Annotated in this window: 20 protein-coding genes and 1 pseudogene; 8 read left to right on the top strand and 13 right to left on the bottom strand. The window is 68.5% G+C overall.

From position 1 onward, the window contains the following. Positions 1-117 precede the first annotated feature (117 nt). Both ACJJV6_RS16185 and ACJJV6_RS16180 read left to right on the top strand, forming a co-directional pair. Positions 118-792 (top strand): TrkA family potassium uptake protein, encoded by a 675-nt coding sequence (locus ACJJV6_RS16185; RefSeq protein WP_009357967.1) that lies wholly within the window; start codon positions 118-120, stop codon positions 790-792. Continuing rightward, on the top strand, positions 789-1,550 hold the full coding sequence (locus ACJJV6_RS16180) for a TrkA family potassium uptake protein (RefSeq protein WP_009357966.1): 762 nt from the start codon (positions 789-791) through the stop codon (positions 1,548-1,550). Before ACJJV6_RS16185 ends, ACJJV6_RS16180 begins: the two co-directional genes overlap by 4 nt. 15 nt (positions 1,551-1,565) lie before the next feature. Here ACJJV6_RS16180 and ACJJV6_RS16175 read toward each other — a convergent pair whose 3' ends face one another. The 4 genes from ACJJV6_RS16175 to dut form a co-directional block, all read right to left on the bottom strand. Next, complete coding sequence (locus tag ACJJV6_RS16175; protein ID WP_035752754.1) at positions 1,566-2,363, bottom strand: DUF3159 domain-containing protein; 798 nt, start codon at positions 2,361-2,363, stop codon at positions 1,566-1,568. Then, positions 2,360-2,704 carry an OB-fold nucleic acid binding domain-containing protein gene (locus ACJJV6_RS16170; protein ID WP_133350966.1) on the bottom strand — a complete coding sequence of 115 codons (345 nt, stop codon included), beginning with the start codon at positions 2,702-2,704 and terminating at the stop codon, positions 2,360-2,362. The genes ACJJV6_RS16175 and ACJJV6_RS16170 overlap by 4 nt, the downstream gene beginning before the upstream one ends. A gap of 4 nt (positions 2,705-2,708) precedes the next feature. Next, positions 2,709-3,422: a DUF3710 domain-containing protein gene (locus ACJJV6_RS16165; RefSeq protein WP_009357963.1), complete on the bottom strand. Its 714-nt coding sequence runs from the start codon at positions 3,420-3,422 to the stop codon at positions 2,709-2,711. 100 nt (positions 3,423-3,522) lie between these two features. Beyond that, positions 3,523-4,047, bottom strand: coding sequence for a dUTP diphosphatase (dut, locus tag ACJJV6_RS16160; RefSeq protein WP_009357962.1), 525 nt, complete (start codon positions 4,045-4,047; stop codon positions 3,523-3,525). A 165-nt stretch (positions 4,048-4,212) separates the two neighbouring features. Between dut and ACJJV6_RS16155 the strand changes: the two genes are divergently transcribed. Together ACJJV6_RS16155 and sepH are read left to right on the top strand one after the other, a co-directional pair. Beyond that, on the top strand, positions 4,213-4,701 hold the full coding sequence (locus ACJJV6_RS16155) for a DUF3093 domain-containing protein (protein WP_035752751.1): 489 nt from the start codon (positions 4,213-4,215) through the stop codon (positions 4,699-4,701). A 177-nt stretch (positions 4,702-4,878) separates the two neighbouring features. Then, a pseudogene (gene sepH, locus ACJJV6_RS16150) lies at positions 4,879-6,255 on the top strand (septation protein SepH). Between the two features lie 26 nt (positions 6,256-6,281). Here the strand turns inward: sepH and ACJJV6_RS16145 are convergent. The 5 genes from ACJJV6_RS16145 to ACJJV6_RS16125 all read right to left on the bottom strand — a co-directional run bounded on the left by ACJJV6_RS16145 (position 6,282) and on the right by ACJJV6_RS16125 (position 13,506). After that, a complete protein-coding gene (locus ACJJV6_RS16145; protein ID WP_083875045.1) occupies positions 6,282-7,937 on the bottom strand; it encodes an HNH endonuclease signature motif containing protein in 1,656 nt (551 codons plus the stop codon). A 116-nt stretch (positions 7,938-8,053) separates the two neighbouring features. Continuing rightward, positions 8,054-8,800, bottom strand: a complete 747-nt coding sequence (locus tag ACJJV6_RS16140; protein ID WP_009357958.1) for a thymidine kinase — start codon at positions 8,798-8,800, stop codon at positions 8,054-8,056. Then, positions 8,793-10,016, bottom strand: coding sequence for an alkaline phosphatase family protein (locus tag ACJJV6_RS16135; protein WP_009357957.1), 1,224 nt, complete (start codon positions 10,014-10,016; stop codon positions 8,793-8,795). Before ACJJV6_RS16135 ends, ACJJV6_RS16140 begins: the two co-directional genes overlap by 8 nt. Continuing rightward, positions 10,016-10,759: a DUF5998 family protein gene (locus tag ACJJV6_RS16130; protein ID WP_009357956.1), complete on the bottom strand. Its 744-nt coding sequence runs from the start codon at positions 10,757-10,759 to the stop codon at positions 10,016-10,018. The genes ACJJV6_RS16135 and ACJJV6_RS16130 overlap by 1 nt, the downstream gene beginning before the upstream one ends. Positions 10,760-10,821: 62 nt before the next feature. Continuing rightward, positions 10,822-13,506, bottom strand: a complete 2,685-nt coding sequence (locus tag ACJJV6_RS16125) for a GNAT family N-acetyltransferase (protein WP_009357955.1) — start codon at positions 13,504-13,506, stop codon at positions 10,822-10,824. A gap of 91 nt (positions 13,507-13,597) precedes the next feature. Here ACJJV6_RS16125 and ACJJV6_RS16120 point away from each other — a divergent pair, with 91 nt between their 5' ends. Next, a complete protein-coding gene (locus ACJJV6_RS16120; RefSeq protein ID WP_009357954.1) occupies positions 13,598-16,105 on the top strand; it encodes a DNA topoisomerase (ATP-hydrolyzing) subunit A in 2,508 nt (835 codons plus the stop codon). Between the two features lie 9 nt (positions 16,106-16,114). Beyond that, positions 16,115-16,633, top strand: coding sequence for a DinB family protein (locus ACJJV6_RS16115; RefSeq protein ID WP_009357953.1), 519 nt, complete (start codon positions 16,115-16,117; stop codon positions 16,631-16,633). Here the strand turns inward: ACJJV6_RS16115 and cydD are convergent. From cydD to ACJJV6_RS16100, 3 genes are read right to left on the bottom strand one after another with little or no spacing between them, the layout of a single operon-like run. Then, positions 16,630-20,079, bottom strand: a complete 3,450-nt coding sequence (gene cydD / locus ACJJV6_RS16110) for a thiol reductant ABC exporter subunit CydD (RefSeq protein WP_407709432.1) — start codon at positions 20,077-20,079, stop codon at positions 16,630-16,632. The genes ACJJV6_RS16115 and cydD overlap by 4 nt on opposite strands. Before the next feature lies 1 nt (position 20,080). Next, positions 20,081-21,130 (bottom strand): cytochrome d ubiquinol oxidase subunit II, encoded by a 1,050-nt coding sequence (gene cydB / locus ACJJV6_RS16105; protein ID WP_407709431.1) that lies wholly within the window; start codon positions 21,128-21,130, stop codon positions 20,081-20,083. A gap of 33 nt (positions 21,131-21,163) precedes the next feature. Next, the gene (locus ACJJV6_RS16100) at positions 21,164-22,768 is read right to left on the bottom strand and encodes a cytochrome ubiquinol oxidase subunit I (RefSeq protein ID WP_407709430.1); all 1,605 of its coding nucleotides are present in this window, start codon (positions 22,766-22,768) and stop codon (positions 21,164-21,166) included. 260 nt (positions 22,769-23,028) lie between these two features. On the opposite strand from ACJJV6_RS16100, the gene ACJJV6_RS16095 reads away from it, so the two are divergent. After that, a complete protein-coding gene (locus ACJJV6_RS16095) occupies positions 23,029-23,415 on the top strand; it encodes a BlaI/MecI/CopY family transcriptional regulator (protein ID WP_009358951.1) in 387 nt (128 codons plus the stop codon). 6 nt (positions 23,416-23,421) lie between these two features. Continuing rightward, positions 23,422-24,411 (top strand): M56 family metallopeptidase, encoded by a 990-nt coding sequence (locus ACJJV6_RS16090; protein ID WP_407709429.1) that lies wholly within the window; start codon positions 23,422-23,424, stop codon positions 24,409-24,411. Between the two features lie 42 nt (positions 24,412-24,453). Here ACJJV6_RS16090 and ACJJV6_RS16085 read toward each other — a convergent pair whose 3' ends face one another. Then, positions 24,454-26,562 (bottom strand): type IIA DNA topoisomerase subunit B, encoded by a 2,109-nt coding sequence (locus ACJJV6_RS16085; RefSeq protein WP_009358953.1) that lies wholly within the window; start codon positions 26,560-26,562, stop codon positions 24,454-24,456. Positions 26,563-26,771: the final 209 nt, after the last annotated feature.

The following is a 26,771-nucleotide window of genomic DNA, read 5'->3' as shown; positions in this document are numbered from 1 at the left end:
CACAAAGCTAGTCTGATTCCCGGGTGATGTCATGACGGTCCCTTGACAGCGGCAACGCCGGATGCTGGCGGTAGAGTTCTAGCTGCACAACCTGCACAGGATTACAGAGGAGATACGGTGGCGCATTTCGTGATCATGGGATGTGGCCGGGTGGGGGCGACGCTGGCTCATACGCTGGAGGACGCCGGGCATTCCGTGGCCATCATCGACCAGGACGACCGCGCCTTCCGCCGGCTGCGCCAGGGGTTCACCGGCCGCAAGGTCACCGGCGTCGGCTTTGACCGTGACACCCTTAAGCAGGCCGGCGTGGCCGAGGCCTACGCATTCGCCGCCGTGTCCAGCGGGGACAACTCGAATATCCTCGCGACCCGCGTGGCCCGCGAGACGTTCCATGTCCCGCACGTGGTGGCCCGGATCTACGATCCCGGCCGGGCGGAAATCTACCAGCGGCTGGGGATCCCCACCGTGGCCGCGGTGCGCTGGAGCGCGGACCAGGTCCTGCGGCGCATCCTCCCGGAGCAGCACCTGGCGGGTGATTTCCGTGAGCCTTCCGGACGCCTGGTCCTGGCTGAACTGGACCTCGACGCCGGCTGGATCGGACACCGGATCAGCAGCATCGAAAAGGCGGCGGACGTCCGGGTGGCCTACCTCACGCGCTTCGGCGAGGGCATGCTCCCCGACGCCGGAACCGCATACCAGGACGGCGACACGGTGCACGCCATGATGCAGGTGGACCGCAGCGCGCACGTTGCCCAGGTCCTGGCCAAAGCCCCCGCCAAGGAGATGCAGTGAAAGTCGTTATTGTCGGCGCGGGAAGCGTCGGGTCATCCATCGCCAGGGAACTGCTGGCCCACAAGCATGAGATCCTGCTGATCGACCTGAAGCCGGAAGTGATCGGCCGCAGCGGACTGCGAGGCGCACACTGGCTGGTGGGTGATGCCTGCGAACTGAGCACGCTGCAGGGCGCCAAGGTGGAAGAGGCGGACGTGGTGGTTTCCGCCACCGGTGACGACAAAGTCAACCTTGTGGTGTCCCTGCTGGCCAAGACCGAGTTCGGCGTCGGCCGCACCGTGGGACGGGTGAACAACCCGAAGAACGACTGGATGTTCAATGATTCCTGGGGCGTGGACGTGGCCGTCAACACGCCGCAGCTCATGACGGCGCTGGTGGAAGAAGCCGTGGAGATCGGCGACCTGGTCCGGCTCCTGACCCTTCAAACCGGCGTGTCGTCCCTGGTCGAGTTCACCGTCCCGCACGATTCGCATGTGATTGGCCAGACGGTGGGGCAGATCTCCTGGCCGGAGGATTCCACCCTGGTGGCGATCCTGCGCGACCACGCCCCCATTACGCCCAGCCGCGACGACGTCATTGACGGGGGTGATGAGCTGTTCTTCGTGACGACCATTGCCGCCGAGGATGAACTGCGGGCACTGCTGTCACCGGAGGCGGCGGAGGCGGCCGATTCTGACGAGGAAGAGCAGCAGGAAGAAGGAGTGCCGGCAGGCCGCACGGAACAGCAGCCCCTTGAGGACGACGGTTTCGACGGCTGACGGACCCCGGCGCCGTCAGGCTTTCGGCGCCGGTTCCCCGTCCGTCAGGTCCTTGGCCGGCGCAGGACGGGTTACCAGCCAGGCCACCCAGACGCCCAGGATGTACAGCGGGGCGCCCATCAGCAGGCGGGTGGTTGCCAGTGCGGCAAGGCCGTCCGGGCCCATCAGGTACAGCGGCACCTGGACGAGAAGCCGGAGCGCCAGGACTCCCACGATGATCCAGGTCCCCAGCCGGTAGGCCTTGAGCCGGTCCGGGTCCTTCCGCCAGTCGAGGCCTTCATTGCGGATGAACCCGAACAGCAGCCCTGCCACCGGCCATTTGACCAGGATGGAGATCACCATCGCGATGATGTAGGCCGCGTTGGTGAAGAACCCCGGAAGGTAGAAGTCCTCGGCCTTCCCGGTGGTGTTGGCCAGCCACGCGGAAATTCCGACGCCGACAACGCCGGCGAGTGCCTGGGTCAGGGGCCGGCGCTGGATAAGGCGGACCACCGTGAACACGGCAGCGGTGCCCAGTGCGGCAACCAGCGACGGCGGGAGGTCCTGCGTGATGGTGAAGGCAACCAGGAACACCAGGCCCGGCATGATGCTTTCGGCGATGCCCTGGACACCACCGGCGCTGCGCAGGACATCCACCCTGCCGTCATGCGTCCTGTGCAGTCCCGCCTTGGCCGCGTATTCGGCCGCGAGGCCGGCCACGGGCGAAGAATCCTGCGCTGTCCCCGGCTCCTGCGCTGTCCCCGGCTCCTGCTCCGGGCTGTTGCTCCCGGGACGGGATCCTCCGGAGGACGGTTCGGGCTGGGGCGAAGTCATTCGTTCTCCTGACGGGACAATATCTCGTAGCGGGGGTTGAACATGGTGGGCAGGCCCTGGCTTTGGGAGAGCATTCCCTCGAGGCGGAGCTCGGTGCCGGCTTCGATCCCGGGCACCCGCCGGCGGCCGAGCCACACCACCCGGAGCCGGGGATGCCGGACCGCCGCGGGTCCCCGCCGGCCGGGCTCGGACTCGGAGACAATCGCGCTGAACGCGGCGGTCCGGTCCGCGGGGACGTAGGTGATGGACTCAATCCGTCCCTGGCAGAGCACCCGGCCTTTGACGGGCAACTGGCTGAGGGGGGTGGTGCGGCCACCGTCCCGCGCTGCTCCGTCCGGCAAGGAATCAGCCAATCTGGGTGATTTCGGGGCCACGCTCCGGTTCCTGCAGCCCGGGAGCAGCCGGCGGGGGCGTGGCGGTGGCGTCCTTCGGCAGGCGCAGCTGGAGAAGGTCACGGGGCGGCATGGGGCTGTCACCCCGGATGACCACTACCTTCTTGAACAGTGCTTCGAGTGGTCCGGCCGCGTCGCGGTCCAGTGCTGCAGCGCCGCCCAGGACGCCGCGGAGGAACCAGCGGGGACCGTCGACGCCGATAAAGCGGGCCACACGGTAGCCCTGGCTGCCGTCGGGCAGGCCGGCGGGAAGCTTGGCAACGAGTTCGGTCCCGAACTCGCCCTCCACTTCCTCGACCTGGCCGCCCTGGGCGCCAACGGACTGGCCGATCTGGCCGCGGATCTCATCCCACAGCTCTTCAGTCTTGGGTGCAGCGAACGCCTGCAGCTGAAGGCTCGAACCGTTGAGGTCCATGGTCACAGCCACCACGCGCTGTGTGGCCTCTTCAACTTCCAGTCGCAGCTGGAGGCCCTCGCTGGGCGTGATCAGGAGCGCACCGAGGTCAACATAGCCGTCGCGGCTGCTGATTTCGGATGCATCGAAGGGGCCGTTGGCGCGGCGTCCGGTGCTGCCCGCTTCCACGTCCGCGGGCTCCGCGAGCGTCAGCGGTTCGTCCGGTTCGGCCGCCTGTTCCTTCTTGGCTTTCCTGCCGAGCCCAAAGACCATCAGGGTGTCTCCTTTGTTGTGAAGTTCCGGTCCGGCCTGGGGAGGCCCCGCCGTCGTGCTTGTGCCGGCCGCCGGCGTCTGCGCCGGCACGAAACCGGCGTTAGGGAAGGGTGAATCCGCCGGTTGACCCGAACCCTCCGGTGCCGCGCACGGATTCGCTCAATTCTGCGACGGGGACGAACTGCGCGTGCTCTACGCGCTGGATGACCATCTGCGCAATTCTATCGCCGCGCCGCAGTTCGATGGGCTGGCTTGCGTCGGTGTTGAGCAGGGTGACGGAAATTTCGCCGCGGTAGCCCGCGTCCACCGTACCGGGGGCGTTGACGATGGTGAGGCCGTGCTTGGTGGCCAGGCCGGAGCGCGGATGGATCAGGGCCACATAGCCATAGGGAAGCGAGATGGCCACGCCGGTGGGAACGAGCTTGCGCTCACCCGGCTGCAGGACCACATCTTCCCGCGCCCGAAGGTCTGCACCGGCGTCGCCCGGGTGCGCGTAGGACGGTGCCTCCAGGCCGGGGTCCAGCATCTTCAGCTGGACCTGGAGGGTGGGTGCCGGGTTGTCCGCGGCCAGGGCTGCGGGTGCTTCGTGGGGGGCAGTGTCGAGTGTGGCGGGATGATCAGTCACAGTCACTCACTCTAACCCGCACGCCCGCACCGGACCTACTGCCAGCACCTCATCACGGCCCCGACCGACGCACGGGCAGGGGCAGCTTTGGTCTCCGTTCCAGCGGCACCCCCGGATGCCGGGCGCCAAGATGAAATAGCAGGGCAAAGGTGGAAAGCTTGGCGTATGCCCGAATCAAGCTCCCCTGCGCCCATGCCCAATTCTTCTTCCATGGGAGCGTCGGTGACCTACAAGGAAAAGCTTTGGCCGAACCTGTGGATCTGGATCATTGCTGCGGGTGTTTCGGGCGCCGGAATCCTGGTGTTTGCCCCCATCAGCGCGGCTGCCGGTTTTACGGCGGCGGCGGTTCTCTTCGTCATCATCGCCGTGCTGCTGGTGGTGTCCACTCCCACCATCCTGGTGACCGGGGACACGCTGACGGTGGGCCGTGCGACAATCGAGCGCAAGTTCGTGGGTGACGTCCAGGAATTCCGCGGTGAAGAAGCCACGGCGGAGCGCGGGACGCGGCTCAACGGCCTCGCCTACCTTTGCATCCGGGGCTGGATCGATCCCGTAGTGAAGATCGGCATCACCGACCCCGCGGACAACACGCCTTACTGGCTTACCTCCACACGGCACCCCGCCGAGCTCACGGCAGCCCTGACCCGCAGGTAGGCCCCGCTCCGGCGGCAACCGCGTCCGAGTCCCTTGCCGCCGACCCTTGGTCCACGGTTGCGGTCCTGGTTCTCCTGATATAGCGGAAAATCGCGGCACGCCCGGCCCCTTGAGGCAAAACACGTACACCGGGTGGCAGAGTTTCGATTGATAGTAATGCCAGGGTGGAGGATTTGGATGCAGGATCTACGGCTTGTGGGCGTGCACGACGACGGGACGCACCTCCTGTTGAGCGGAGCCGGCGGCGAGATGTTCCAGCTGCCGATCGATGAAGCCCTGAGGACGGCAAGCAGGTCAGCGGCATAGCGGCCCGCGGACCGGCCCGCCATTCCCATGTCTCCCCGGGATATCCAGGCCCGGATCCGTGCCGGTGCCACGGCCGCCGATGTTGCGGAACTGTCCGGGCTGCCGCTTGCCAAAGTGGAGCGCTATGAGGGGCCGGTCCTGGCGGAGCGCGAGTACGTGGCGCAGCAGGCCCGCAAGGTGGAAGTTGCCACCCCCTCCCCCGGGCACGACGTCTACCGGGCGGCGTTCGGTGACAACCCGGCCACCCTGGACGACATGGTCGCCCACCGGCTGTCCGCGCACGGCATCGATCCTTCAACAGTGGAGTGGGACTCCTGGCGCCGGCAGGACGGCACCTGGACTGTCTCCGCCAGCTTCGAACCCCTAACCGGCGGCGCAGCCGGCATCGGCGAGGAGCCTCCGGCGTTGTGGACGTTCAACCCGGTCCGCAAATCCCTGCAGAACACCAACCGGTGGGCGCAGCAGCTAAGCGAACTGGAACCGCTGGACGGTCCCGTCCCAGCGCGGCGGCTCTCGGCCGTCTCGGACAGGCCCTTCGACTTTGAGGCCGACGCGGACACCTCCCGTCCCGGCCCCGGCAACCAGGCCGGCCCTGCCCAGGGGTCTGGCAAGGACCCTGACGGGCTGCTGGACATGCTCCGCTCCCGCCGCGGACAGCGCCTGGGCGTGGACGAGGATTCCGACGACGCCCTTGCACTCCTGTTGACCCATGGCGTTCCGGCTGCCCACCCCCGCCCGTCGGAGGTCATCCCGGAACCGGAGGAGCAGGAGAACGGACCGCAGGACGACAAGGATGACGCGCCCGCCGCCAAGGGGGATTCCTTTATCCGCCGGCGCGACGCCCGCCCCTCGATGATGTCCAGGCTCAGCCTCATCCCGCCGCACCGCGATCCGGTGGAGGAGGCCCTGCGCCTGCACGACGGTGTCAGCACCGACACGCGCGAAATCACCATCGTCGCGTCCCCCACGCGTCCCTCGGGCAGCACGCCGGGCACGTCTTCCGGCTCTGACCAAACCGGCGAAGATGCGGAATCTTCAGCAACGAGCGGAGCCGCTGCATCGTCGAACGTTGGCCTGAACGAACTGCTGGGCGGAGCTCCCCGCCGGCGGGTTTCCCGGCACGACGACAGCACGCCTGCAACAGGCCAGCTGCCCGAGACGGAGGCACCTGAACGCCAGCCGTCCCGGCCGAAACGGTCCAGTGTGCCCTCCTGGGACGAGATCGTCTTCGGCACCCGCGGCGACTAAAGGCCACACTGGGACTGGCTCTGATGCTAGGACAGGCTCTCCACCAGCACGTGTTCGAGGTAACTCCATCCCACAGGCATCCCTGCTGGCAACTGACCTTCTGAGCGCTCTTCCCCAGGCAGGACCCGCCCGCCCGGAAGTCCTCGTGGCAGGTGTGGTGGTTCCCAGTCCTGGGATTCGCTGCTATAGGTGCGGCCCGACGGAGAGATCCAACCCGGAGGCCGGTCCTTGCTGGCGGGGGTGGGTTCCCAGCCGCTGGCGTGTTTCATCCGGTGATGTTTCGGGCAGAGCTGCCCCAGGTTCCTGATCCCGGTGGTCCCGCCGTGGTGCCAGGCGAGCAGATGGTCTGCCTCGTTATCGAGCGCGGCGTTGCTGCACCCCGGGAACGGGCACTTCCCGTCCCGCAACCGGAGCCACCGCCGCATTGCTGCCGGGATCCGGTAGTTCTTGCGGCCGATCTCCAGCGGCGCCCCGTCCCGCGGGTCCACCAGTACCCGGTAGAACGACGCCGCACCTTCGGCGACGAGTTGCCGGGCCATCGACGCCGGGACCGGACCATGGCCATCCAGCACGGCAGGTTCATCCGTGAGGCCAAGCAGGGAGAAGACCGGTACTGTGACGAGCACCTGCGCCCCCGGGGCAGGGACTTCCGCCAGACCGCCCGCGGCCCCGGCACCTGGGGTCACACCCGGCGCCACACCGCTCCCTGCGCCCAGGAGCGCCGCGGCCCCGGCACTTGGGGCCACACCCGGCGCCACACCGCTCCCTGCGCCCAGGAGCGCCGCGGCCCCGATATCGGCCATCAGCTGGGCCAGGGTGCGGGGCTCGTCCGGGCCCTGCAGCCCCCGGGCCAGTGCCCGGGTACGGTTCCACGCGGCGTTAGCCTGGTGCGCGGGCAGGCAGAGCGAGATCCACCCCATGCCGTCCCGGTCCGGGGTGTACTCCATCCGCCGTTGGGCCACACCCCGGGCGTGGCGGATTTCAATAGATTCGGGGTGGTGGCGTTCCCGCCAGGACCGGACCTTCCGCCGCAGCCTCGCCGGCGGCAACTCCCCCGCCAGACCACCGGCAACCACAGAGCCGGCAACGGGGGCGTCAGGAGTGTCGTCCAGCCCAAGGAAATGCGCTTCCAGCCTGGCGGTGGCAGCTGGGTCGAGCCCTGTGGTCTCGTCGACGATGACCTGGGCGTTCTGCCACGACACCGACCCGGCCTGCAGGGCATCCAGCGCGGCGGGCAGCGAACTGGTCAGCGCGTGCGAGGCACCAACCAAGGCACTCGCGGCCCGTTCACCGATGGTCAGGACGCAGGCAACCTCGGCCACCACGGCCATCTCCTGCCCCTTAGCCCACAGCGGGCTCGGATCCGGGTCCCCCAGCACAGCGGCGGCCTCCACATGCCCTGCGACCAGCCGCGCTTTCGCGGCCGCGGTAGATGCCTCTATTTTGGAAATCAACGCCAACCCGCCCAGGCAGGCATCCGCGAACGTCCGCAACGGATCACCCTCATCGGAACCACTGTCATCTGAACGGGCAGCAGAACTGCCCGCGGCCGTGGAATGAGCGGAATCGGCGGCAGAACGGCCCGCAACTACAACGGCGAGCTCATCGACAAACCCGGCCACCGACGCAACGGCAGCGAGAATCGCGTCCCTGCCATTGCCCTGCGTCGCTGTGCCGTCCATGAATCCAGCATGCCAAGGGGGTCTGACAAAACAGGCCCCTTCAGGGCGAGCGGGGAAAATGAATCTGGAAAATAGTGGCGGGGTGATGCAGCCCGCGGTGGCGTCAACCGGGAAGGCTAGATCGCGGTCCCGCCCGGAGCCCCCGCAGCGCCCGTTCCACCGGTTCCGTGCCAGAGGCAGGCATCCACTTCGAAGGGCAGCAACTGGTCCTGTTCCGCCATCAGGTTCGCCCCGTGGGCTGTCACGCGCCGCATAAAGTGCCGCCGGCACAGGGTCTCATAACCCACCACCGGGACATGCCCGCTCTCCACAGTGGCTGCCGGATCCATGGCCATATCAACGTCGCCCACCACCACCTGGGCACCCTCGGTGACCATGACGCCGTCGACCGTCCTGGCGTTGTGCGTGGCGCGCCGGCCACACCAGCACAAGGCCTCGACCTGGAGCACCTGCACCCGGTCGGCCAGTTCGATGAGCCGCTGGGAACCGGGAAACAGGCGGGTGCGGAAATCGGCCGTGATGCCGAAGGCGAAGACGTCGACGTCGATCTCGTCGACCACCTTGGCGAGCTGTTCCACCTGCTCCGGTGAGTAGAACTGCGCTTCGTCGCAAATCAGGTAGTCCACCCGCTGGCCCTGGGTGCGCCGGCGCATGACTTCCTCCCAGAAGTCGGTTCCGTCCCCGACCTCCACCGCATCCGTCTGGAGGCCGAGGCGGCTGGAGATGCGGGATTTCCCGGCGCGGTCGTTGCGGCTGAACCGGACCCCGCCCCGCCCGCGGGCGCGGTGGTTGTGGTCCATCTGCAGGGCCAGGGTGGACTTGCCGCAGTCCATGGTGCCGGAGAAAAAGACGAGTTCAGCCACGGCGCGCGCCCTTGCCGCTGGCGGTGAAGCACAGCAGCGGCACCTCGCGTTCGGCCTTGGTCAGCGAGCCGTGCTGGCCCACCACCTCCATGGCCGTGGGGCGGCTGCGCCGCGTGTCATACAGGGCCAGGCTGTCCCGGGCGGCGATCATGACGTCGCCGATCCTGCCTTCGACGGCGGGACGCACCGGGCCGAACAGGCCGGCGGACAGTGCGTCCTCGCGGGTGAACGCCCAGATCCTGCCGCGGAAGCGGGCACGCCAGGCTGCCAGCAGGCGGTCCCGGTCTGCGCCGTCTTCGAGGTACAGGTGCACCATCCGCGGTTCCCCCGCCGTGTGCCGGACACGGTCCACCAGTTGGGGGTCCGCGGAATAGTCGATGCGGTGCTGCTCGGGCACGTCCAGCATGCCGTGGTCGGCCGTGAGGAGGATGGTGGTGCCGGCGGGCAGGGAGGCGCTCAGCCGCTTGACGGTCGCGTCCAGTTCCTCGATCTGGTGCTCCCACTGCTCGGAGCCGCAGCCGTAGCGGTGCCCTGCCTTGTCCAGTTCGTTCAGGTAGAAGTACATCAATGACCGGTCGGAGCCGGCCATGGCTTCGGCGGCCGCGGCAGTGCGGGCGTGGGAGGTGGTCCCGGACACGAACTGGCCGCCACGGAGGGCGGCGCGGGTCATGGGTGAGTCACCGAACTGCGGCAGGCTGATGGTGGTGACGTCCACCTCGGCGGCAGCGCGCTCCAACACCGTGGGGAACGGCTGCCAGGCCTCGGGGTCCACCCCCGGGTCCCAGTTCCCCAGCAGGTTGACCACCTTGTCCTGCTTCGGATCGAGCACGTCGTATCCCACCATGCCGTGCTGGCCGGGCGGCAGTCCCGTCCCGAAGCTCGACAATGCCGCTGCCGTCGTGGAGGGGAAGGCAGAATCGAGCCACACCGGAACGTCGCCCTGCCCGGCCTGGATCACCGACCGCAGGAAGGGGGTGTGCGCCGTTTTCTGTTTCAGCAGGTTCCGCCCCAGGCCGTCCGCCAGGACCACGCAGACGCGCCGGGCGTCGGGCAGGCCAAGCGTGTTCGTGAAGCCCCCGACGCCGATGCTCGCCGCGGCGCTGGTGAGGACTTCCGCGACGGAGCGCCGGCCGTACGCAGGGGCGGGAGGCAGGTCCTGCGCCTGGCCTGCGGGGGCAAGGGGGGTGCTGACAGCCTGGTGCCGGTCTTCGGGCATCAGCGCTGCTGGTGGCCGCGGCTGAGCCGGGTGCCGAAGACACCGGCGCGCGGGCGTGGCGGGAGCGACTGCACGTGGGGTACCGGGGCGCTGGAGCCGGTGTTCACCGCGCGAAGGGCACGGGCGAAAAGCTTGGCGTCCTGGACCGCCTGCAGGCCGTCCGCCTCGGCACTGATCCGCAGGACGATGTCCTCCTGGGCGATGGTGCCGGTGTAGCCGTGGTCCGCTTCGCACTGCGGATCGCCGCAGCTGGCAGGGCCCATGTCCAGCCGCTGGCCGCCGGACCAGGCGATGGAGAGCGTGAGTTCGCGGACGGGATCGGAGGGCTTGTAGTTCTGCGGCTGGGAGTACATGTAGCTGAGGACCACGGAACGGATCTGCGCCACGGGTACCGATTCGGTGGAGATCTGGGCGACGATCTGCTCGCCGGCGTCGTCCAGCTGCTGGTCATCAACATGCGTGATCACCAGCATGTCCGAGGTCAGCACCAGGACGGTAATGTGGCGGCGCACCTCGGCACGGTCGAAGTGGGTTTCCAGGTGCACCAGGTGGGCCACGCAGTCGCGGCCGTCCAGGGCATCGTCCACGACGTCGGCCACCAGGCGGGGGTAGAAGCCGGCCTTCTGCAGGGCATCGTCCAGGCTCTGGCCCTGGGCACCGTGGCTGTGTGAGCTGTGGTGGCGGACGGCCTGGTTGTCATTGCCGGGCGTTTCGGGCGCCGACGCGGGAGGCTGTGAGCTCATGACCCCATTTTCACAGATCGGCCATCCACATTGCGAACCGCGCCGGTCCGGCACGGGCCGGTTCAGCCCAGCATGGCCCGCCGGGCGCTGTCAGTCCGCTGCGCGGCGTTGCCGATCCGGACGTCCGCGGCGAGGATGGTGGCGCCCGACGTGCCGCACAGCACCGGGTTGAATTCCACCAGGGCAATTTCCGGGTGGTTGTCCTTCATCCAGGCAAGCCTGCCGGCCAGGTCCTCCAGCGCTTCAACGTCCACCGCCGGAAGTCCCTGGTAGGCGAACAGCTTCCGGGCGGCCCGTGGAGCGCGGATGAAGTCGTGCACGTCGGCGGCGGACAGGGGCGGCACCCGGTGCGCCCAGTCATCCAGCAGGCTGGTGGCGTCACCGGCCAGGCCGAACGAAATTACCGGGCCCAGCAGCGGGTCCTCGATGGCCCGGAACGTGCACGCCTGGCCGACGGGCGCCATGGATTGAACCTCCAGCGCCGGGTCGCCATAGGCGGCGAGCGCCCGCCGCATCTGGAGGACGTTCTGCCGAAGCGACTCCGGGTCCTGGATGTCGAGCCGTACCCCGCCCAGGTCGAGCCGGTGCCGCAGCGCCGGGGCGGTGGTCTTCAAAGCGACTGGCCAGCCCAGCGCGTCAGCCGCTTCGACGGCCTGCTCCGGGGTATCGAAGCCCACGGACGGGAGCAGCCGGATGCCGTAGTGGCCCAGCAGGGACGCCGCCGCCGCCGGGTCCAGCTGCTTGAGCTGCTCGCCCCGGACATCCCGCAGGAGGACCTCGATCTCGGCGCGTGCCTGCTGCGGGTCGCAGCCTGCGGGTTCGACGAAATGTCCGTGGTCCCGCGATACCCACTCTGCATACCGCACCACGGCCGCGAGCGCGGCCACCGCTGCGCCGGGGTTCGAATAGCACGGAACGGTGTGGTCAGGCGACCCCACCATGCCCTCGACATAGACGGAGGGGTCCAGTATGCCGGTGAACGCAGCGACCACGGGTTTCCCGGCAGTGGCCGAGCATTCGGCCAGCACCTCGGCGATACTGTCCACCGTGAGTCCCCGCGCGGGCAGGAGTGCAGCCACCGCCGCGTGCACGGCTTCAGATTCCAGTGCCTTCAACAGCTCCGAGCGCAGGGCAGGCAGGGCAACGGACCGACCGGCGTCCAGGTCCACCCCGGCCACGAGCTGCGCGACGCTGAGCCCCTGGTCGGCGGCGCTGTCCGCCACCACCTTGCCCAGGGCCTGCGAGTTGCTGAAGATGGCGATGCCGGGACCGGCCGGCAGCGGCTGGCCGGACACAACCTGCGCCACGTCCACCAGCTGCTCGATGGTCTCCACCCGGATGACGCCGGACTGGCGCAGCATGGCATCCAGCGCCCCCACCGGCGCCTGAGTGGTGCGTACGGCGTGCCCCGGGGGCAGCCGCAGTCCCATGGTGTCCGATTTGGCCACGATCACCGGTTTGGTCCGGGCCAGCCGCCGGGCGAGCCGCGAGAACTTGCGCGGGTTGCCGATGGATTCCAGGTAGAGGCCGACGGCGGAGGTGTCGGCGTCGTCCTCCCAGTACTGCATCATGTCGTTGCCGGAGACGTCCGCCCTGTTTCCCGCGGAGAGGAACGTGGACAGGCCCAGCCGGCGCCGGCTGGACGCGGCGTAGAGCGAGACCCCGATGGCGGCGGACTGGCTGAAGAGGCCCAGGCTGCCGCGCAGGGCCAGTGTGGGCGCCATAGACGCGTTGAGGGAGACGTCCGGGTGCGTGTTCACGATGCCGAGCGAGGCCGGGCCGATGACGCGCATCCCGTTCGCCCGGGCCTGCCGCACCAGGTCCCGCTGCCGCTGGAGGCCGCGTTCGCCGTCGTCCGCGAAGCCTGCCGAGGCAATCACCAGGCCCTTCACCCCGGCCGCAGCGCAGTCGGCGACTACCCCCGGAACTTCCTCGTAGGGCACTGCCACGACGGCCAGGTGCACCGGGTCCGGCACTTCGGACAGGCTGCCGTAGGACAGCATGCCGGCCAGCTCGAAGGCCTCGGGGTTGATGGCGTAGACCGGCCCCGGGTACTTGCCTTCGATGATGTGTTCGAGCAACTGGTAGCCCACTGTCCCCCACTTGCGGCTGGCACCGATGACGGCAATGGACGACGGCGTCAGCAGGTCGCGCACGCTCCTCGCCTCCGCGCGGTGCTCGCGGGATTCCATGACGGCCCGGGATTTCTCGGTGGGGTCGATGTTGAACTCGAGGCTGACCACCCCGTCGTCGAAATGCCGCTTGACGTCATAGCCGGCATCGGAGAAGACCATCAGCATCTTGCGGTTCTCCGGCAGCACCTCGGCGGTGAACCGGCGGATCCCGTTTTCGTGCGCGGCGGCGGCGAGGTGTTCCAGCAGGATGGAGCCCAGTCCCCTGCCCTGGTGCGCGTCGGCGATGTTGAACGCGACCTCCGCCTCCGCTGGATCATCGAGCCGGTCGTAGCGGCCGATCCCGATGATTTCCCCGCGGCTGGTGATGACGAACGCCACCCGGTCCTTGTAGTCCACCTCCGTGAAGCGTTTGAGCTCCTTGCTGGACAGCCGGGCCTTGAAAGCGAAGAACCGCATGTAAATTGAATCCTGGGACTGGCGCATATGGAACGCCTGGACCGCATCGGCATCCGAGGGATGGATGGGGCGCAGGTGTGCTGTTCCGCCGTCACGCAGGACGACATCGGCTTCCCAATGTTCCGGATATTCGCCGTCCCCGGGCTGATCCACCATAGGCTTAGCCTAGCCAAAAACTTCCGGAGCACCGCCGCCCGCGCCCGAAAGACCGATTGCTCAGTAACCCCCAGAAGGATTCACCAACCCCATGGCCCGCCGCCAAAGTTCAGCCCCTCCCGTGGACACCACCCCCTACACGGAGAACATCGTTGACATCGATGTGACCTCCGAAATGGAGGGTTCCTTCCTGGAGTACGCCTATTCCGTCATCTACTCGCGCGCGCTCCCCGACGCCCGCGACGGGCTGAAGCCGGTACAGCGCCGCATCCTCTACATGATGAGCGACATGGGCCTGCGCCCGGACCGCGGCCACGTCAAGAGCGCCCGCGTGGTGGGCGAGGTGATGGGCAAGCTGCACCCGCACGGCGACACCGCCATCTACGACGCCATGGTGCGCATGGCGCAGGACTTCTCGCTCCGGCTGCCGCTGATCGACGGGCACGGCAACTTCGGCTCGCTCGACGACGGCCCCGCAGCCCCGCGGTACACGGAGGCCAGGCTTGCGGCCGCCGCCCTCACGCTCACCGACCACCTCGACGAAGACGTGGTGGACTTCGTCCCCAACTACGACAACCAGCTGACCCAGCCGGATGTGCTGCCGGCGGCGTTCCCCAACCTGCTGGTCAACGGCGCCACCGGCATCGCCGTCGGCATGGCCACCAACATGGCCCCGCACAACCTGGTGGAGGTCATCTCCGCCGCCCGGCACCTGATCGCCCACCCGGACGCCACACTGGATGACATCATGCGCTTCGTGCCGGGGCCGGACCTGCCCAGCGGCGGCCGGATTGTCGGCCTCGACGGCATCCGCGACGCCTACGCCACCGGACGCGGCTCCTTCAAGACCCGTGCCAAGGTCGAGGTGGAACAGCTCTCCGCGCGCCGCACCGGACTGGTGGTCACCGAGCTCCCCTACATGGTGGGCCCGGAGAAGGTGATCGAGAAGATCAAGGACGCCGTCAACGCCAAGAAGCTGACCGGCATCAGCGACATCGTGGACCTCACCGACCGCAAGCACGGTTTGCGCCTGGTCATCGAGCTGAAGAACGGCTTCAACCCGAACGCGGTCCTGCAGCAGCTGTACCGCTACTCGCCGATGGAGGACTCCTTCGGCATCAACAATGTCACCCTGGTGGACGGCCAGCCGCAGACCCTCGGCCTGGTGGACCTGCTCCGGGTGTACGTGAACCACCGGATTGACGTGGTCCGGCGCCGGACCGTGTTCCGGCTGGGCAAGAAGAAGGACCGCCTGCACCTGGTGGAGGGCCTCCTCATCGCCATCGTGGACATCGATGAGGTCATCCAGATCATCCGGTCCTCGGACGAGGCAGCCGCCGCCCGCGCCCGCCTGATGTCCATCTACGACCTCTCCGAGGTCCAGGCGAACTACATCCTGGAGCTGCGGCTCCGCCAGCTCACCAAGTACTCACGGATCGAGCTGGAGAAGGAGCAGGAGGAACTGCGCCGCGAGATCGAGGAACTGGAGGCCATCCTGGGCTCCGAGGAACTCCTGCGCGGTGTGGTGTCCGACGAACTGGGCCAAATTGCCGAACAGCACGGCACCCCGCGCCGCACGGTGCTGCTGGAATCGGAGGCCGTGTCCCCCACGGTGGCCGCCGAACTGGCCGGCGCCAACGGCAAAAAGGGCAAGCCCGCACCGCTGGCCCTGGAAATCGCCGACGATCCCTGCTGGGCCATCCTCACCGCCTCCGGCCAGATTGGCCGCACCACCAACCAGGAGCCGCTGGCCGAGGCGGGGCCGCGGAACAAGCATGACGTCTTCACCTCCGTCGTGAAGACGTCGGCCCGCGGGGAGATCGCGGCCCTCACCTCCCAGGGGCGGATGCTGCGCCTGCAGGTGATGGACATGCCCGTCCTCCCGGCCATGTCAGGACTGCCCAACCTCGCCGGCGGCGTGCCGGCCAAGGACTTCCTCACCCTGGTCAAGGGCGAAACCCTGGTGGCGTTCGTCCCCCTGGACGAGGTCCTCGCCATCGGCACCGCCCAGGGCGTGGTGAAGCGCGTCCAGCCCGACTACCCCCTGAACCGCGAGGACTGGGAAGTCATCGCCCTGAAAGACAAGGACTACGTGGTGGGCGTGGCCCCCGCGGGGGCAGACGATGCCGAACTGGTGTTCCTCACCAGCCAGGCCCAGCTGCTGAAATTCCCGGCAGCCAACGTCCGGCCCCAGGGCCGTACGGCCGGCGGCATGGCCGGCATCAAGCTGGGCGCGGACGACCGCGTGATCTTCTTCGGCGCCGTGCAGCCCAAGGACGAAGCCGCCGTCGTGGTCACCATCGCCGGCAGCAACGGCGCCCTGCCCGGCACCGCCCCAGGCACCGCCAAGGTGACGGCCTTCTCGGAATACCCGGTCAAGGGCCGTGCCACCGCCGGCGTCCGCGCGCACCGCTTCCTGAAGGGCGAGGACACGCTGCTGCTCGCGTGGGCCGGCCATGGCCCGGCAAAGGCATCCTCCGCCGCAGGTGTGGCCAGGTCCCTGCCGCAGGAGCACGGCCGGCGGGACGGCTCGGGCGTGCCGCTGTCCCAGCCGGTGGAAGCGGTGGGTCCGGCGATGGCGTGGGCGGATCCCGCCTAGACTGCTGCCATGCCTATCGTTCCTGATGAAAAGGACTGGACCTGGGTCCTGACCCGCCCCTGCCCGGAATGCTCCTTCGACGCCTCCACCGCCACGCCGTCAACGGTCCCCGGGACCATTGAAAACATGCTGCCGCGGTGGCGGGCGGTCCTCCGCCGGCCGGATGCGGCGGAGCGCCCGGACGACCACACCTGGTCCGCTCTGGAGTACGCCTGCCACGTGCGGGACGTCTTCAGCCTGTTCGACCAGCGGCTGAACCTGATGCTGGAAACGGATGACGCCCGGTTCGAGAACTGGGACCAGGACCGGACCGCCATCGAGAAGGACTACGCCAACGCGGACCCGGCGGTGGTCAGTGCCGAGCTCACGGCCGAGGGCAAGCAGGTGGCCGAGTCCTTCGCCGGCGTGCGGGAATCGGAGTGGGGCAGGAAGGGGCTGCGCAGCAACGGCTCCGAGTTCACCGTCCTGACGCTCGCGCGGTACTTCCTGCACGACGTCATCCATCACCTCCACGACGTGGACGGCTAAGCGTTCCCTGCGTTTGCTCCCCTCCGGGAGGCCACCAGGGCTTCTTCGCCGCCGGCCGCGGCAGCAAGCACGAGCCGGGCATCCTCCGGCTGGATGTCCGCCGGGTTGTGCGTCACCAGCACCACCGTGCGGCTGCGCAGCCCGTCCCGCAGGTCCGCCAGCATGTGGCGTGCCGATGCGGCGTCGAGGTGTGCCGTGGGTTCGTCCAGGAGGATCACGTCGGCCCCCGTCATCAGGGTCCGCGCCACGGCAAGGCGCTGGCGCTCTCCCCCGCTGAGGAACGCGCCGCCCGGGCCGATCCGGGTGTCCAGGCCGTCGGGCAGGCGCTCCATGAGGCTGGTCAAACCCACGGCCCCGATGACGGCGTCCATCTCCGCCTCCATGCCGTCCCCGCCGCGGTCAGCGGGGCGTCCCAGCAGCAGGTTGCCGCGGATGGTCGAGTCGAAGAGGTGTGCCTCCTGGGGGCACCAGGCGGCCCGGCCCGTCACGCGCGCCTGGCCCTCCGCCGCGGGAAGGAACCCCAGCAGGACCGAGAGCAGGGTCGATTTCCCCGACCCCGAGGAACCCGTCACGGCAAGCCAGCGCCCCGGTTCGGCAACAGCAGTGAGCCCGGTGAACACCGGCGGGCCGCCCGGCCACGCGGCGGCAAGGTTGTCCAGTTCGACGCCGGGGCGGTTTCCGGCGCGGGCCGGCACCGGGTGCAGCCCGTCGGACCCGTCCGCTGCCGGGTCCGGCCCCGCCAGCGCGCCGGACTCCGCCACCCGCTCCAGGACTGTCCGCAGCGCCGGGAACTGGCGTACCGCCGTCGTCATGGCTGCGTAGGGTTCCACCAGCGCGAGGAGGAGCAGGACCACCACCGCCGCAGTGGCCGGCTCGATCCGGCCGTCCAGCACTGCCGGGGCGGCGAGCCAGGCGGCCGCGAGGGCAGCGGCGCCGCAGGCGGCCGTCGTGATGGCGTGGCCCAGCCCGTCCGCCCAGGCGGAACGCCTGGACGCGGCAGTGGCGTTGCGGTCCTGGCGCTGCAGGTCCTCAAGGACCAGGGGTGCCACGCCGTTGGCATGCAGTTCCGCACGGGCGTCCAGCGCCGCGGAAATCCGGCGCAGCACGCCGGAGCGCAGGAGCTGCTCAGCCGTTGCCGACTTCCGGTCGCCCCACAGGGCAACCGCCGGCGCGAGCAGCAGGCCGGCAAGGGCGGCAGCGATGACGGCAGGCAGCGCGGACGGCAACAGCAGCCAGGTGGCAGCCAGCGCAAGCACTGACACCGCCACGCCGGTCGCCGGCGGCAGGACCACGCGGGGAAGCAGGTCCCGGACGGTATCGACGTCGTCAATCACCGTCCCCAGCACGTTGCCGCCCTGCAGCAGGCGGCGGAGTGCCAGGGCCCGCCGGCTCAGCGATTCCCAGAGCCTGCCCCGGAGCCTGGTGAGGGCCGCGAACACGGCGTCGTGCAGGAGCAGCCGCTCCCAGTAGCGGAAAACCGCCCGGCCGATGCCGAAGAACCGGACCCCCACGATGGCGGAGAGCAGGTACAGGATGGGCGGCTGCTCGCTGGCCCGGATAATCAGCCAGCCGGACAGTCCGGACAGGGCGACGGCGAATACCGCCGCCAGCGTGCCCACCGCGGCCGCGCCGGCGAACTTGCCCTGCACCGGTGCCAGGAGCGCGGCCAGGAGCCGGACGGGCGTCCGCCGCGCCCCGCCCGTATTGGCTTCCGGGGCACCGGGGCCGGCTGCCGCCGGTCCGCGGCCGGATCCGGCGGGTGCAGTCAGGGCGGCACCGCCGGCAGATCCGGCGGCAGCGGGCAGCGGTTGCCGGCCCGGCACGGCTGCGGCCGGCACGTCCGGGGCTGGGCCGCCAACCGGGACCAGGTGGTCGGCGAGGGCGCGGGTGCGGTCATTGTGCGCCACCAGGATCACGGTAGCCTGGCCGCGCAGCCTGCGGATGGCATCCTCCACCGCCACGGCCGATTCGTCGTCGAGGTGCGCGGTGGGTTCATCGAGCAGGAGGACCGTGGCGCCTGCCTCGATCCGGGCCAGCCCGCGGGCCAGGGCAACCCTGCGCAGTTCACCGGGGCTCAGCTCAGCGGGGTGTTTGGCAGCGAGGTGCCCCGCCGCGGCCCGCGCCAGGCAGGACCTGGCAACGTCCACTGTGAGCGCCCGGTCACGGGAATTCCGGGCGTGCGCGGACAAGTAGAGCAGCACCTCATCCAGTACGGTGTCGGCCACCATCACGGGATGCTGCGGGACCCATGCCACCGCGGTACGGTCCAGGCCTTTGACGGAACCGGTCACGGACGTGCCGCCGCCGTCCCCGATGGTCCCGGCCAGGACACCCAGGATGGTGCTCTTTCCCGCCCCGCTGGGCCCGTCCAGCGCGGTGATCCGGCTCTGCGGCGCCTCGAAGCCGAGGGGTCCGACGGCGGCCCGGGACCGTCCGCCGTAGGTGACCGTGAGCGCGGAGACAGTAATGGGGGCACCCGGCCGTCCCGCCCGCACGGCAGTCAGCGGCCGGGGCTCGGGTGCCCCGGTCACTGATGTGACCTCTGCGAGCGCCACGCGGCCGTCGTCGCTGGCGTGGTGGGCGGTACCAAGTTCGCGCAGCGGAAGGTAGCAGTCGGGGGCGAGGATCAGCGCCAGCAGCCCGGCCTCCAGCGGCATGTCGCCGTGCACCAGCCGCACGCCGATGAACACGGCCACGACGGCAACAGAGATGGTAGCGATCAGCTCAAGGGCCAGGGCGGACATGAAGGCGGTCCGCAGGGTGCCCATGGTGCGGAACCGGTACTCCTCGGAAATCTTTTCGAGTGCCCTGCGCTGGGCGGACGCGCGGCCCAGTCCCACCAGGACCGGGAGTCCCTTGGCCAGTTCCAGCATGTGGGCCGAGAGCCGGGCCAGGGCGGACTGCGCCTCGCGCACCTTGTCCTCGGTGTACCGGCCGATCAGCACCATGAAGAGCGGCACCAGCGGCACGGTGAGGACGACCACCACGGCGCTGACCCAGTCGGCAAAGAGGATCCGGGCGCCCAGCAGCAGCGGGATGGCGGCGCAGTTCACCAGGGCAGGCAGGAACTGGGTGTAGTAGCTGTCCAGCGCGTCCAGTCCCCGGGTGGCCAGCACCGCCAGGCCGCCGTCTGCCGGTCCGGTGCCCCGGGTGCCGTTCCGCAGTGCACGTTCGAGCAGGCCGGACCGCAGTTCCTCCTTGACGCCCAGGGCAGCCCGGCGGGCCGCAACGGCCTGTCCCCACACGGTGAGGGAGCGCAGGACCACCCCGGCCAGACCCGGGATCATCTGGCCGGCCCAGTCCGGTTCCCCTGCGGCCAGCCCCGCCAGGGCGGAAGCCACGGCCTGGCCCATGAGGACCAGCGAAAGCGCCTTGAGCGCGGCCAGGAGCCCGAGCCAGTAGAGGGCGGAGCGGGTGGCGGGACCGGCGGGGAACGTTGGCCGCACGTCAGCCCTTGGTGGTGAACGCCCTGGCGGCCACTGCCGGCAGGAAGCTGTGGGCCTCCGGGATGGACGCGGCGCTGACCCGGCGGCGGAACACCCAGTAAGTCCAGGCCTGGTAGGCAATCACCAGGGGCAGGCCGAACGTGGCGACGATGCTCATAAGGCCCAGAGTGTAGTCCGATGAGGAGGCGTTTGAAATGGTGAGGTCGAAGGCCCCGTCCAGGGTGGACGGCAGGACCACGGGAAACACCGCGCCGAAGATGGATGCCGTTCCGAGGACCAGGAATACGCCAAGCGCCAGGAAGGCCTTGCCTTCGGCCCCGGAGCGGGCCAGCAGCCAGGCTGCGGCGGCCGCTGCAACGGCGAGCAGGACCGCTGCCCAGGTCCACGGTTTTCCGTCCAGGAACTGGATGCTGAGCGCCCAGGCCGCGATGGGCAGGAGCAGGACCGGGAGCAGCCGGACGAACCACTGCCGGGCGCGGTGCCGGACCTCGCCGTCGGTTTTCAGCGCCAGGAACGCAAGGGCGTGGACCAGCGAGAAGCCCACCACGGCGAGCCCGCCCAGGACCGCGTAGCCGCTGAACCAGGCGAAGGGGCCGCCCTCGCGGTCGCCGTTCGCGTTCAGGGGCAGTCCGGTGGTGGTCAGGGCGAGGGCTGCGCCAACGCCGAAGGCGGCGAAGAAGGATCCCATGGCGATGGCCCAGTCCCACCGGGCCCGCCAGCGGTCGGTGTCCACCTTGCCGCGGTATTCGAAGGCCACGGCACGGAAGATCAGGGCCACCAGGACCACCAGCAGCGGCAGGTAGAGGGCGGAGAACAGGGAGGCGTACCAGAGCGGGAAGGCGGCGAACGTGGCACCGCCGGCCGTGAGGAGCCAGACCTCGTTGCCGTCCCAGACCGGCCCGATGGTGTTGAGCAGCACGCGGCGCTCGGTGTTGTTCCGGGCGAAGGCCTTCATCAGCATTCCCACGCCCAGGTCGAAGCCCTCAAGGAAGAGGTACCCGGTCCACAGCACCGCGATGGCGATGAACCAGATGGTCGGCAGCAGTTCCATAGTTCGTTTCCTCTGCGTTCTGTTCGGCTGCGGCTAGTAGGCGAAGGCCAGGACGTCGTCGGCGGGTTTGGCGCCGCCCGGTCCGCCGGGGCCCGGCGTGGCGTCCTCGTTTTCGTCCGCCGGGGTGTGCGCGAGCTCCGGCATGGCGGACACCACGCCGCCGCGGACGTACTTGACCAGCAGCTTCACCTCCACCACCAGCAGGACGGCGTATACGGCGGTCAGGGTGATGAGCGAGGCCAGCAGTTCCCCTGCCGATACGCCCGGGGAGACGGCCGCCGCGGTGAACATGAACACCTGGTCGATGCCGCTGGGATCGGGGTTGGGGGCAACCACGAACGGCTGGCGGCCCATCTCGGTGAAGATCCACCCGGCCGCGTTGGCACCGAAGGGGGCCATGACGCCCAGGACGGCCAGCCGCATGAGCCACGGGGAGGAGGGAACGGTGCCGCTGCGGGTGAGCCACAGTGCCACGAGGGCTGCCAGGGCCGCGAGCCCGCCGAAGCCGATCATCATGCGGAAGCCCCAGTAGGTGACTTCCATGACCGGCAGGTAGTCGATTTCCTGGCCGGCACGTTCGCCGTAGATGGGGTTGTCCGGAAGGTGGGTGCCGTAATTGGCCTGGTACTCGGGGAGCAGGGTGTTGACGCCCTTGACCTCGGTGGTGAAGTCGCCCTTGGCAAGGTAGGACAGGATACCGGGAACTTCGATCAGGGCCACGATGTCGTCACAGTCCTGGGAGCCCAGGTTGCCGATGCTGAGGACGGAGAATCCGGTGCCGTCGTGGCAGGCCGCCTCCGCTGCGGCCATCTTCATGGGCTGCTGTTCGAACATGAGCTTGCCCTGGAGGTCGCCGGTGAGGGCGGTGCCTGCGAAGGAGATCATGGCCACCACGGCGCCGATCCGCAGGGACCGGATCCAGACCGTGTGGTCCGCGCGGTCGCGGCCGGGGATGGCAGCGGACTCCCCCGGGATGACCTTGCCGTCGGCACCCACGGTGTCGACGCCGTCGCGCCGCCTCCGCCAGAGGTGGTACCAGGCGATGCCGAGGAGGAAGCCGCCGGCCACGGCCAGCGCACCGAAGAGGGTGTGCGGCACGGCCACCAGCGCGGTGTTGTTGGTGAAAACGGCCCAGGCGTCGGTCATGACCGGCCGGCCGTCCACCATTTCCACGCCCACCGGGTGCTGCATCCAGCTGTTGGCCACGATGATGAAGTAGGCGGAGAACATCGAGCCGATCACGGCCACCCACAGGCAGGCCAGGTGGATGGCGGGCTTGAGCTGCTTCCAGCCGAAGATCCACAGTCCCAGGAAGGTGGACTCGACGAAGAAGGCAAGCAGTGCTTCGAGGGCCAGCGGGGCGCCAAAGACGTCGCCCACGAAGCGGCTGTATTCGCTCCAGGCCATGCCGAACTGGAATTCCTGCACAATGCCGGTGGCCACGCCCATGATGAAGTTGATGAGGAACAGCTTTCCCCAGAACTTGGTCATGCGCAGGTACTCCGGCTTGCCGGTGCGGTGCCAGACGGTCTGGATGATGGCCACCACCAGGCCCAGGCCAATGGTCAGCGGGACCATCATGAAGTGGTAGACCGTGGTGATACCGAATTGCCAGCGTGCGATTTCCAAGGCGTCCAAGGCAGTCCCTACTGTGAGCAGATGCAGTTTTCTACGTTTCGTAGAACTCTAACTTCTACAAAGTGTAGAACAAGGGGTCCGCGGAGTGGAAACCGGCCCCCTCCACAAGGATGACGCGGGATCGGCCGTCGCGCCACGTGTTCTACCCAACGTAGAAAGTAACGTCGATTCGGGGTAGATTTATAGGTGTAGTTGAAGTAACCGCGTGCAGTCACCGGCGCCAGCAGGGCGAACGGTGCGGGGAACAAAGGAAAAGTGCAATGGCAAGTCTTGGTGAACTGGAACGGGCAGTGATGGATCTGCTCTGGGCGGGCCAGGAAGCAGCCACGGCCAATACCCTGCGTGACCGGCTTGCGCAGACTTCGTCAGGGCAGGGTGGCGCGGCCGCGCACGAAGGCAAGGAACTTGCCGTTACCACCGTACTTACGGTGCTGTCCCGGCTGGAGAAGAAGGGGCTGGTGGAGCGTGAACGCGGGACCCGGCCGCACCGCTACCAGGCCGTTTCCAGCCGTGAAGAACACACCGCGGAGCTCATGCACGAAGTCCTGGGCTCGGCTCCGGACCGCGAAGCCGTGCTGGCACGCTTCATTGGCTCCGTATCCGAAGGTGAAGCCGAGACACTGCGCAAACTGCTTGGCCACCTCTAGCCACCCATGTTCTGGGCCTCATACCTGCTGGCGGTCCTGGCGATAGTACTGGCCTGGCCGGTACCCATCCTCCTGTCGCGCGCACAGTGGCCCGCGCGCTCCCCCTTCACGGCCATGCTCCTGTGGCAGGCGATCGCCCTCGCCGGCGGGCTCTCCATGATCGGGGCCATGCTGGTGTACGGGCTGGAACCGATCGGCGACAACCTGATCGCCGGGCTCCGCGCGCTGGCCGCTATGGTGCTGTTCAACGCACCCACCACAGCCCTGGGGTTCTGGCACATTTTCGCTTTGTCGGCGGCCGCGCTGCTCACGGCCCACCTGGTCTTCACCCTGCTGCTGACGTACTACAAGATCGAGCGGCAGCGGCGGCGCCACCGGGAGCTGCTGGCCCTGCTTGCCTCCCCCTCCGGACAGGACGCCGCAACCCTGGTGATCAGTCACGACTCCCCCGTGGCCTACTGCCTTCCCGGCGGCGCCCGTTCGGTGACCGTATTGTCGGACGGACTGATGGCCGCCCTGGAGCCGGCGGAGCTGCGCGCGGTCCTGATCCACGAGAACGCCCATCTCAGCCAGCGGCACCACCTGCTCCTGTGGGCCTTTGCGGCCTGGCGGCAGGCCCTGCCCTGGCTCCCCACCACCCGGCTGGCGCAGGAGTCCGTTAACTCACTCATTGAGATGCTGGCGGACGACGTCGCCCTCAAGAGCGAGAGCAAAGCCACCCTGATCAAGGCCATCGCCATTGTTGCGAGCGGTTCGGCGCAGGGTACCGGTTCGGAGCTCGCCCCCACTGCCTCCACCGCTGCCCTCGCCGGCCTGGACCCGGGCAGCGGCGTCCTGGCGTCCGATTCAGCGCGGACCACCGCTTCGCGGGTCAGCCGGCTGCTGTCGCCCCAGCCCCAGCTGCCGGGAGCGGTGCGCAGCCTGGTCCTGACCGGCTGCGTTCTCCTGCTGGCCCTTCCCACGGCCCTGCTGGTGGTTCCGGGCCTGCTCGGCTGAGCCTTCCGAAACCCCTGGGTTTCGACAGGCTCAACCGTTCCGTCAGGCGTCGATGCGCTCCCGGTCCAGGCTGGCGGCGCCCGCGATGATGAAGTCCTTGCGCGGGGAGACGTCCGAGCCCATCAGGAGGTCGAAAATTTCCTCCGCCTGCTTGGCGTTCTCGATGCCCACCTTGCGCAGGGTCCGGTGCCGCGGGTCCATGGTGGTCTCGGCCAGCTGCTCGGCATCCATCTCGCCCAGGCCCTTGTACCGCTGGATGGGCTCCTTGTACCGCTTGCCTTCCTTGGCCAGCCGCGCCAGCAGCACATGCAGTTCAGCCTCGGAATAGGTGTAGATCATCTCGTTGGCCTTCTGGCCGGCGTTGATCACCTCCACCCGGTGCAGCGGCGGCACGGCGGCGAACACCCTGCCCTCGTCGATCATGGGGCGCATGTAGCGGAAGAACAGGGTCAGCAGGAGGGTGCGGATGTGCGCGCCATCGACGTCGGCGTCCGTCATCAGGATGACCTTGCCGTAGCGTGCGGCGCTGATATCGAAGCTGCGGCCGGAACCGGCGCCCACCACCTGGATCAGCGCGGCGCACTCGGCGTTGGAGAGCATGTCCCCCACCGAAGCCTTCTGGACGTTCAGGATCTTGCCGCGGATGGGCAGCAGGGCCTGGAAGTCGGAGGACCGGGCGAGCTTGGCGGTTCCCAGCGCCGAGTCGCCTTCCACGATGAAGAGTTCGGAACGTTCGACGTCGTCCGTCCGGCAATCGGCAAGCTTGGTGGGCATCGAGGAGGTTTCCAGCGCGTTCTTGCGCCGCTGGGTCTCCTTGTGCACGCGCGCCGAGATGCGCGACTTCATTTCGTTGACGATCTTCTCAAGCAGCAGTGCCGTCTGCGCCTTGTCGTTCCGGTTCGAGGAGGTGAGCTTGGCGTTGATTTCGCGCTCCACCACCTTGGAAACGATGGCACGGACTGCGGAGGTGCCAAGGATTTCCTTGGTCTGACCCTCGAACTGCGGTTCCGCGAGCCGGACCGTGAGCACTGCCGTGAGGCCGGCGAAGATGTCGTCCTTTTCGATTTTGTCGTTGCCGGCCTTGAGCTTGCGGGCGTTGCTTTCCACTGCCTTGCGGAAGGTCTTCACCAGGGCCTGCTCAAAGCCGGACTGGTGCGTGCCGCCCTTGGGAGTGGAGATGATGTTCACGAAGCTGCGGACGGTGCTGTCGTAGCCGATGCCCCAGCGCAGGGCAACGTCCACTTCACAGTCGCGCTCCACCTCAGCCAGCTGGCTGTGCCCGCGCTCGTCCAGCACCGGGACGGTTTCCTTGAACTTGCCGGCGCCGTGCAGCCGCCACACGTCGGTGACGGCGGGGTCGGCCGCCAGGAAGTCGACGAACTCGGAAATGCCGCCGTCGTGGTGGAACACTTCCTCGTGGGGTCCGCCTTCACCCGGGGTTCCGGAAATCCTGCGCTCGTCGCGGACAGTGAGCTTGAGCCCGGGAACCAGGAAGGACGTCTGCCGGGCGCGGGCCACCAGCTCGTCGTACGAAAACTTTGCGTCCGGGGTGAAGATTTGCCGGTCCGCCCAGTACCGGATCCTGGTGCCGGTGACGCCGCGCTTGGCTTTCCCCACAACGTCAAGGACAGAGTCCTCCACGAACGGGGTGAAGGGCGCGGCCGGATCCACCCGGGAGCCGGTGTCCTGGAACCGGCCCGGTTCGCCGCGGCGGAAGGACATCTTGTAGGTCTTGCCTCCGCGGTCCACCTCAACATCCAGCCGTGAGGAGAGGGCGTTGACCACCGATGCGCCCACACCGTGCAGGCCGCCTGAGGCAGTGTAGGAGCCGCCGCCGAACTTGCCGCCCGCGTGGAGCTTGGTGAACACCACTTCGACGCCGGTGAGTCCGGTCTTCGGTTCCTTGTCGATGGGGATGCCGCGGCCGTCGTCGTGGATTTCCACTGAGTTGTCCGCGTGCAGGATGATCCTGATGTCGTGGCCGAACCCGGCCAGTGCTTCATCCACGGAGTTGTCGATGATTTCCCAGAGGCAGTGCATGAGGCCGCGGGAGTCGGTGGAACCGATGTACATGCCCGGGCGCTTGCGGACGGCTTCCAGGCCCTCCAGCACAGACAGGTGCCGGGCAGTGTAGTCAGAACTTGGTGCCACTGGTGTTGAACTCCTTCAGGTAAAGCGGGCGCTCAAAGCGCTCCCTCTAGGGTAGTCGGCCGCGGCCCGGTCGGCTGGCTGCCACACTGTGCAGGGCCTGTGCACCGCGCCACTTGGGCACTTTTCCGGGCTGCTGGGTGAATCTTGACCGAACCTTGGGGATACGCGCACAGCGAACTTGCCCCATCCTTGCGATGGTTTTGTTACGA

Source organism: Arthrobacter nitrophenolicus (assembly GCF_045833485.1).
In the GTDB taxonomy this organism is placed as follows: Bacteria; Actinomycetota; Actinomycetes; order Actinomycetales; family Micrococcaceae; genus Arthrobacter; species Arthrobacter nitrophenolicus.
Note: the sequence above shows the minus strand (reverse complement) of the source record. Positions and strands in the feature narration are given on the sequence as shown.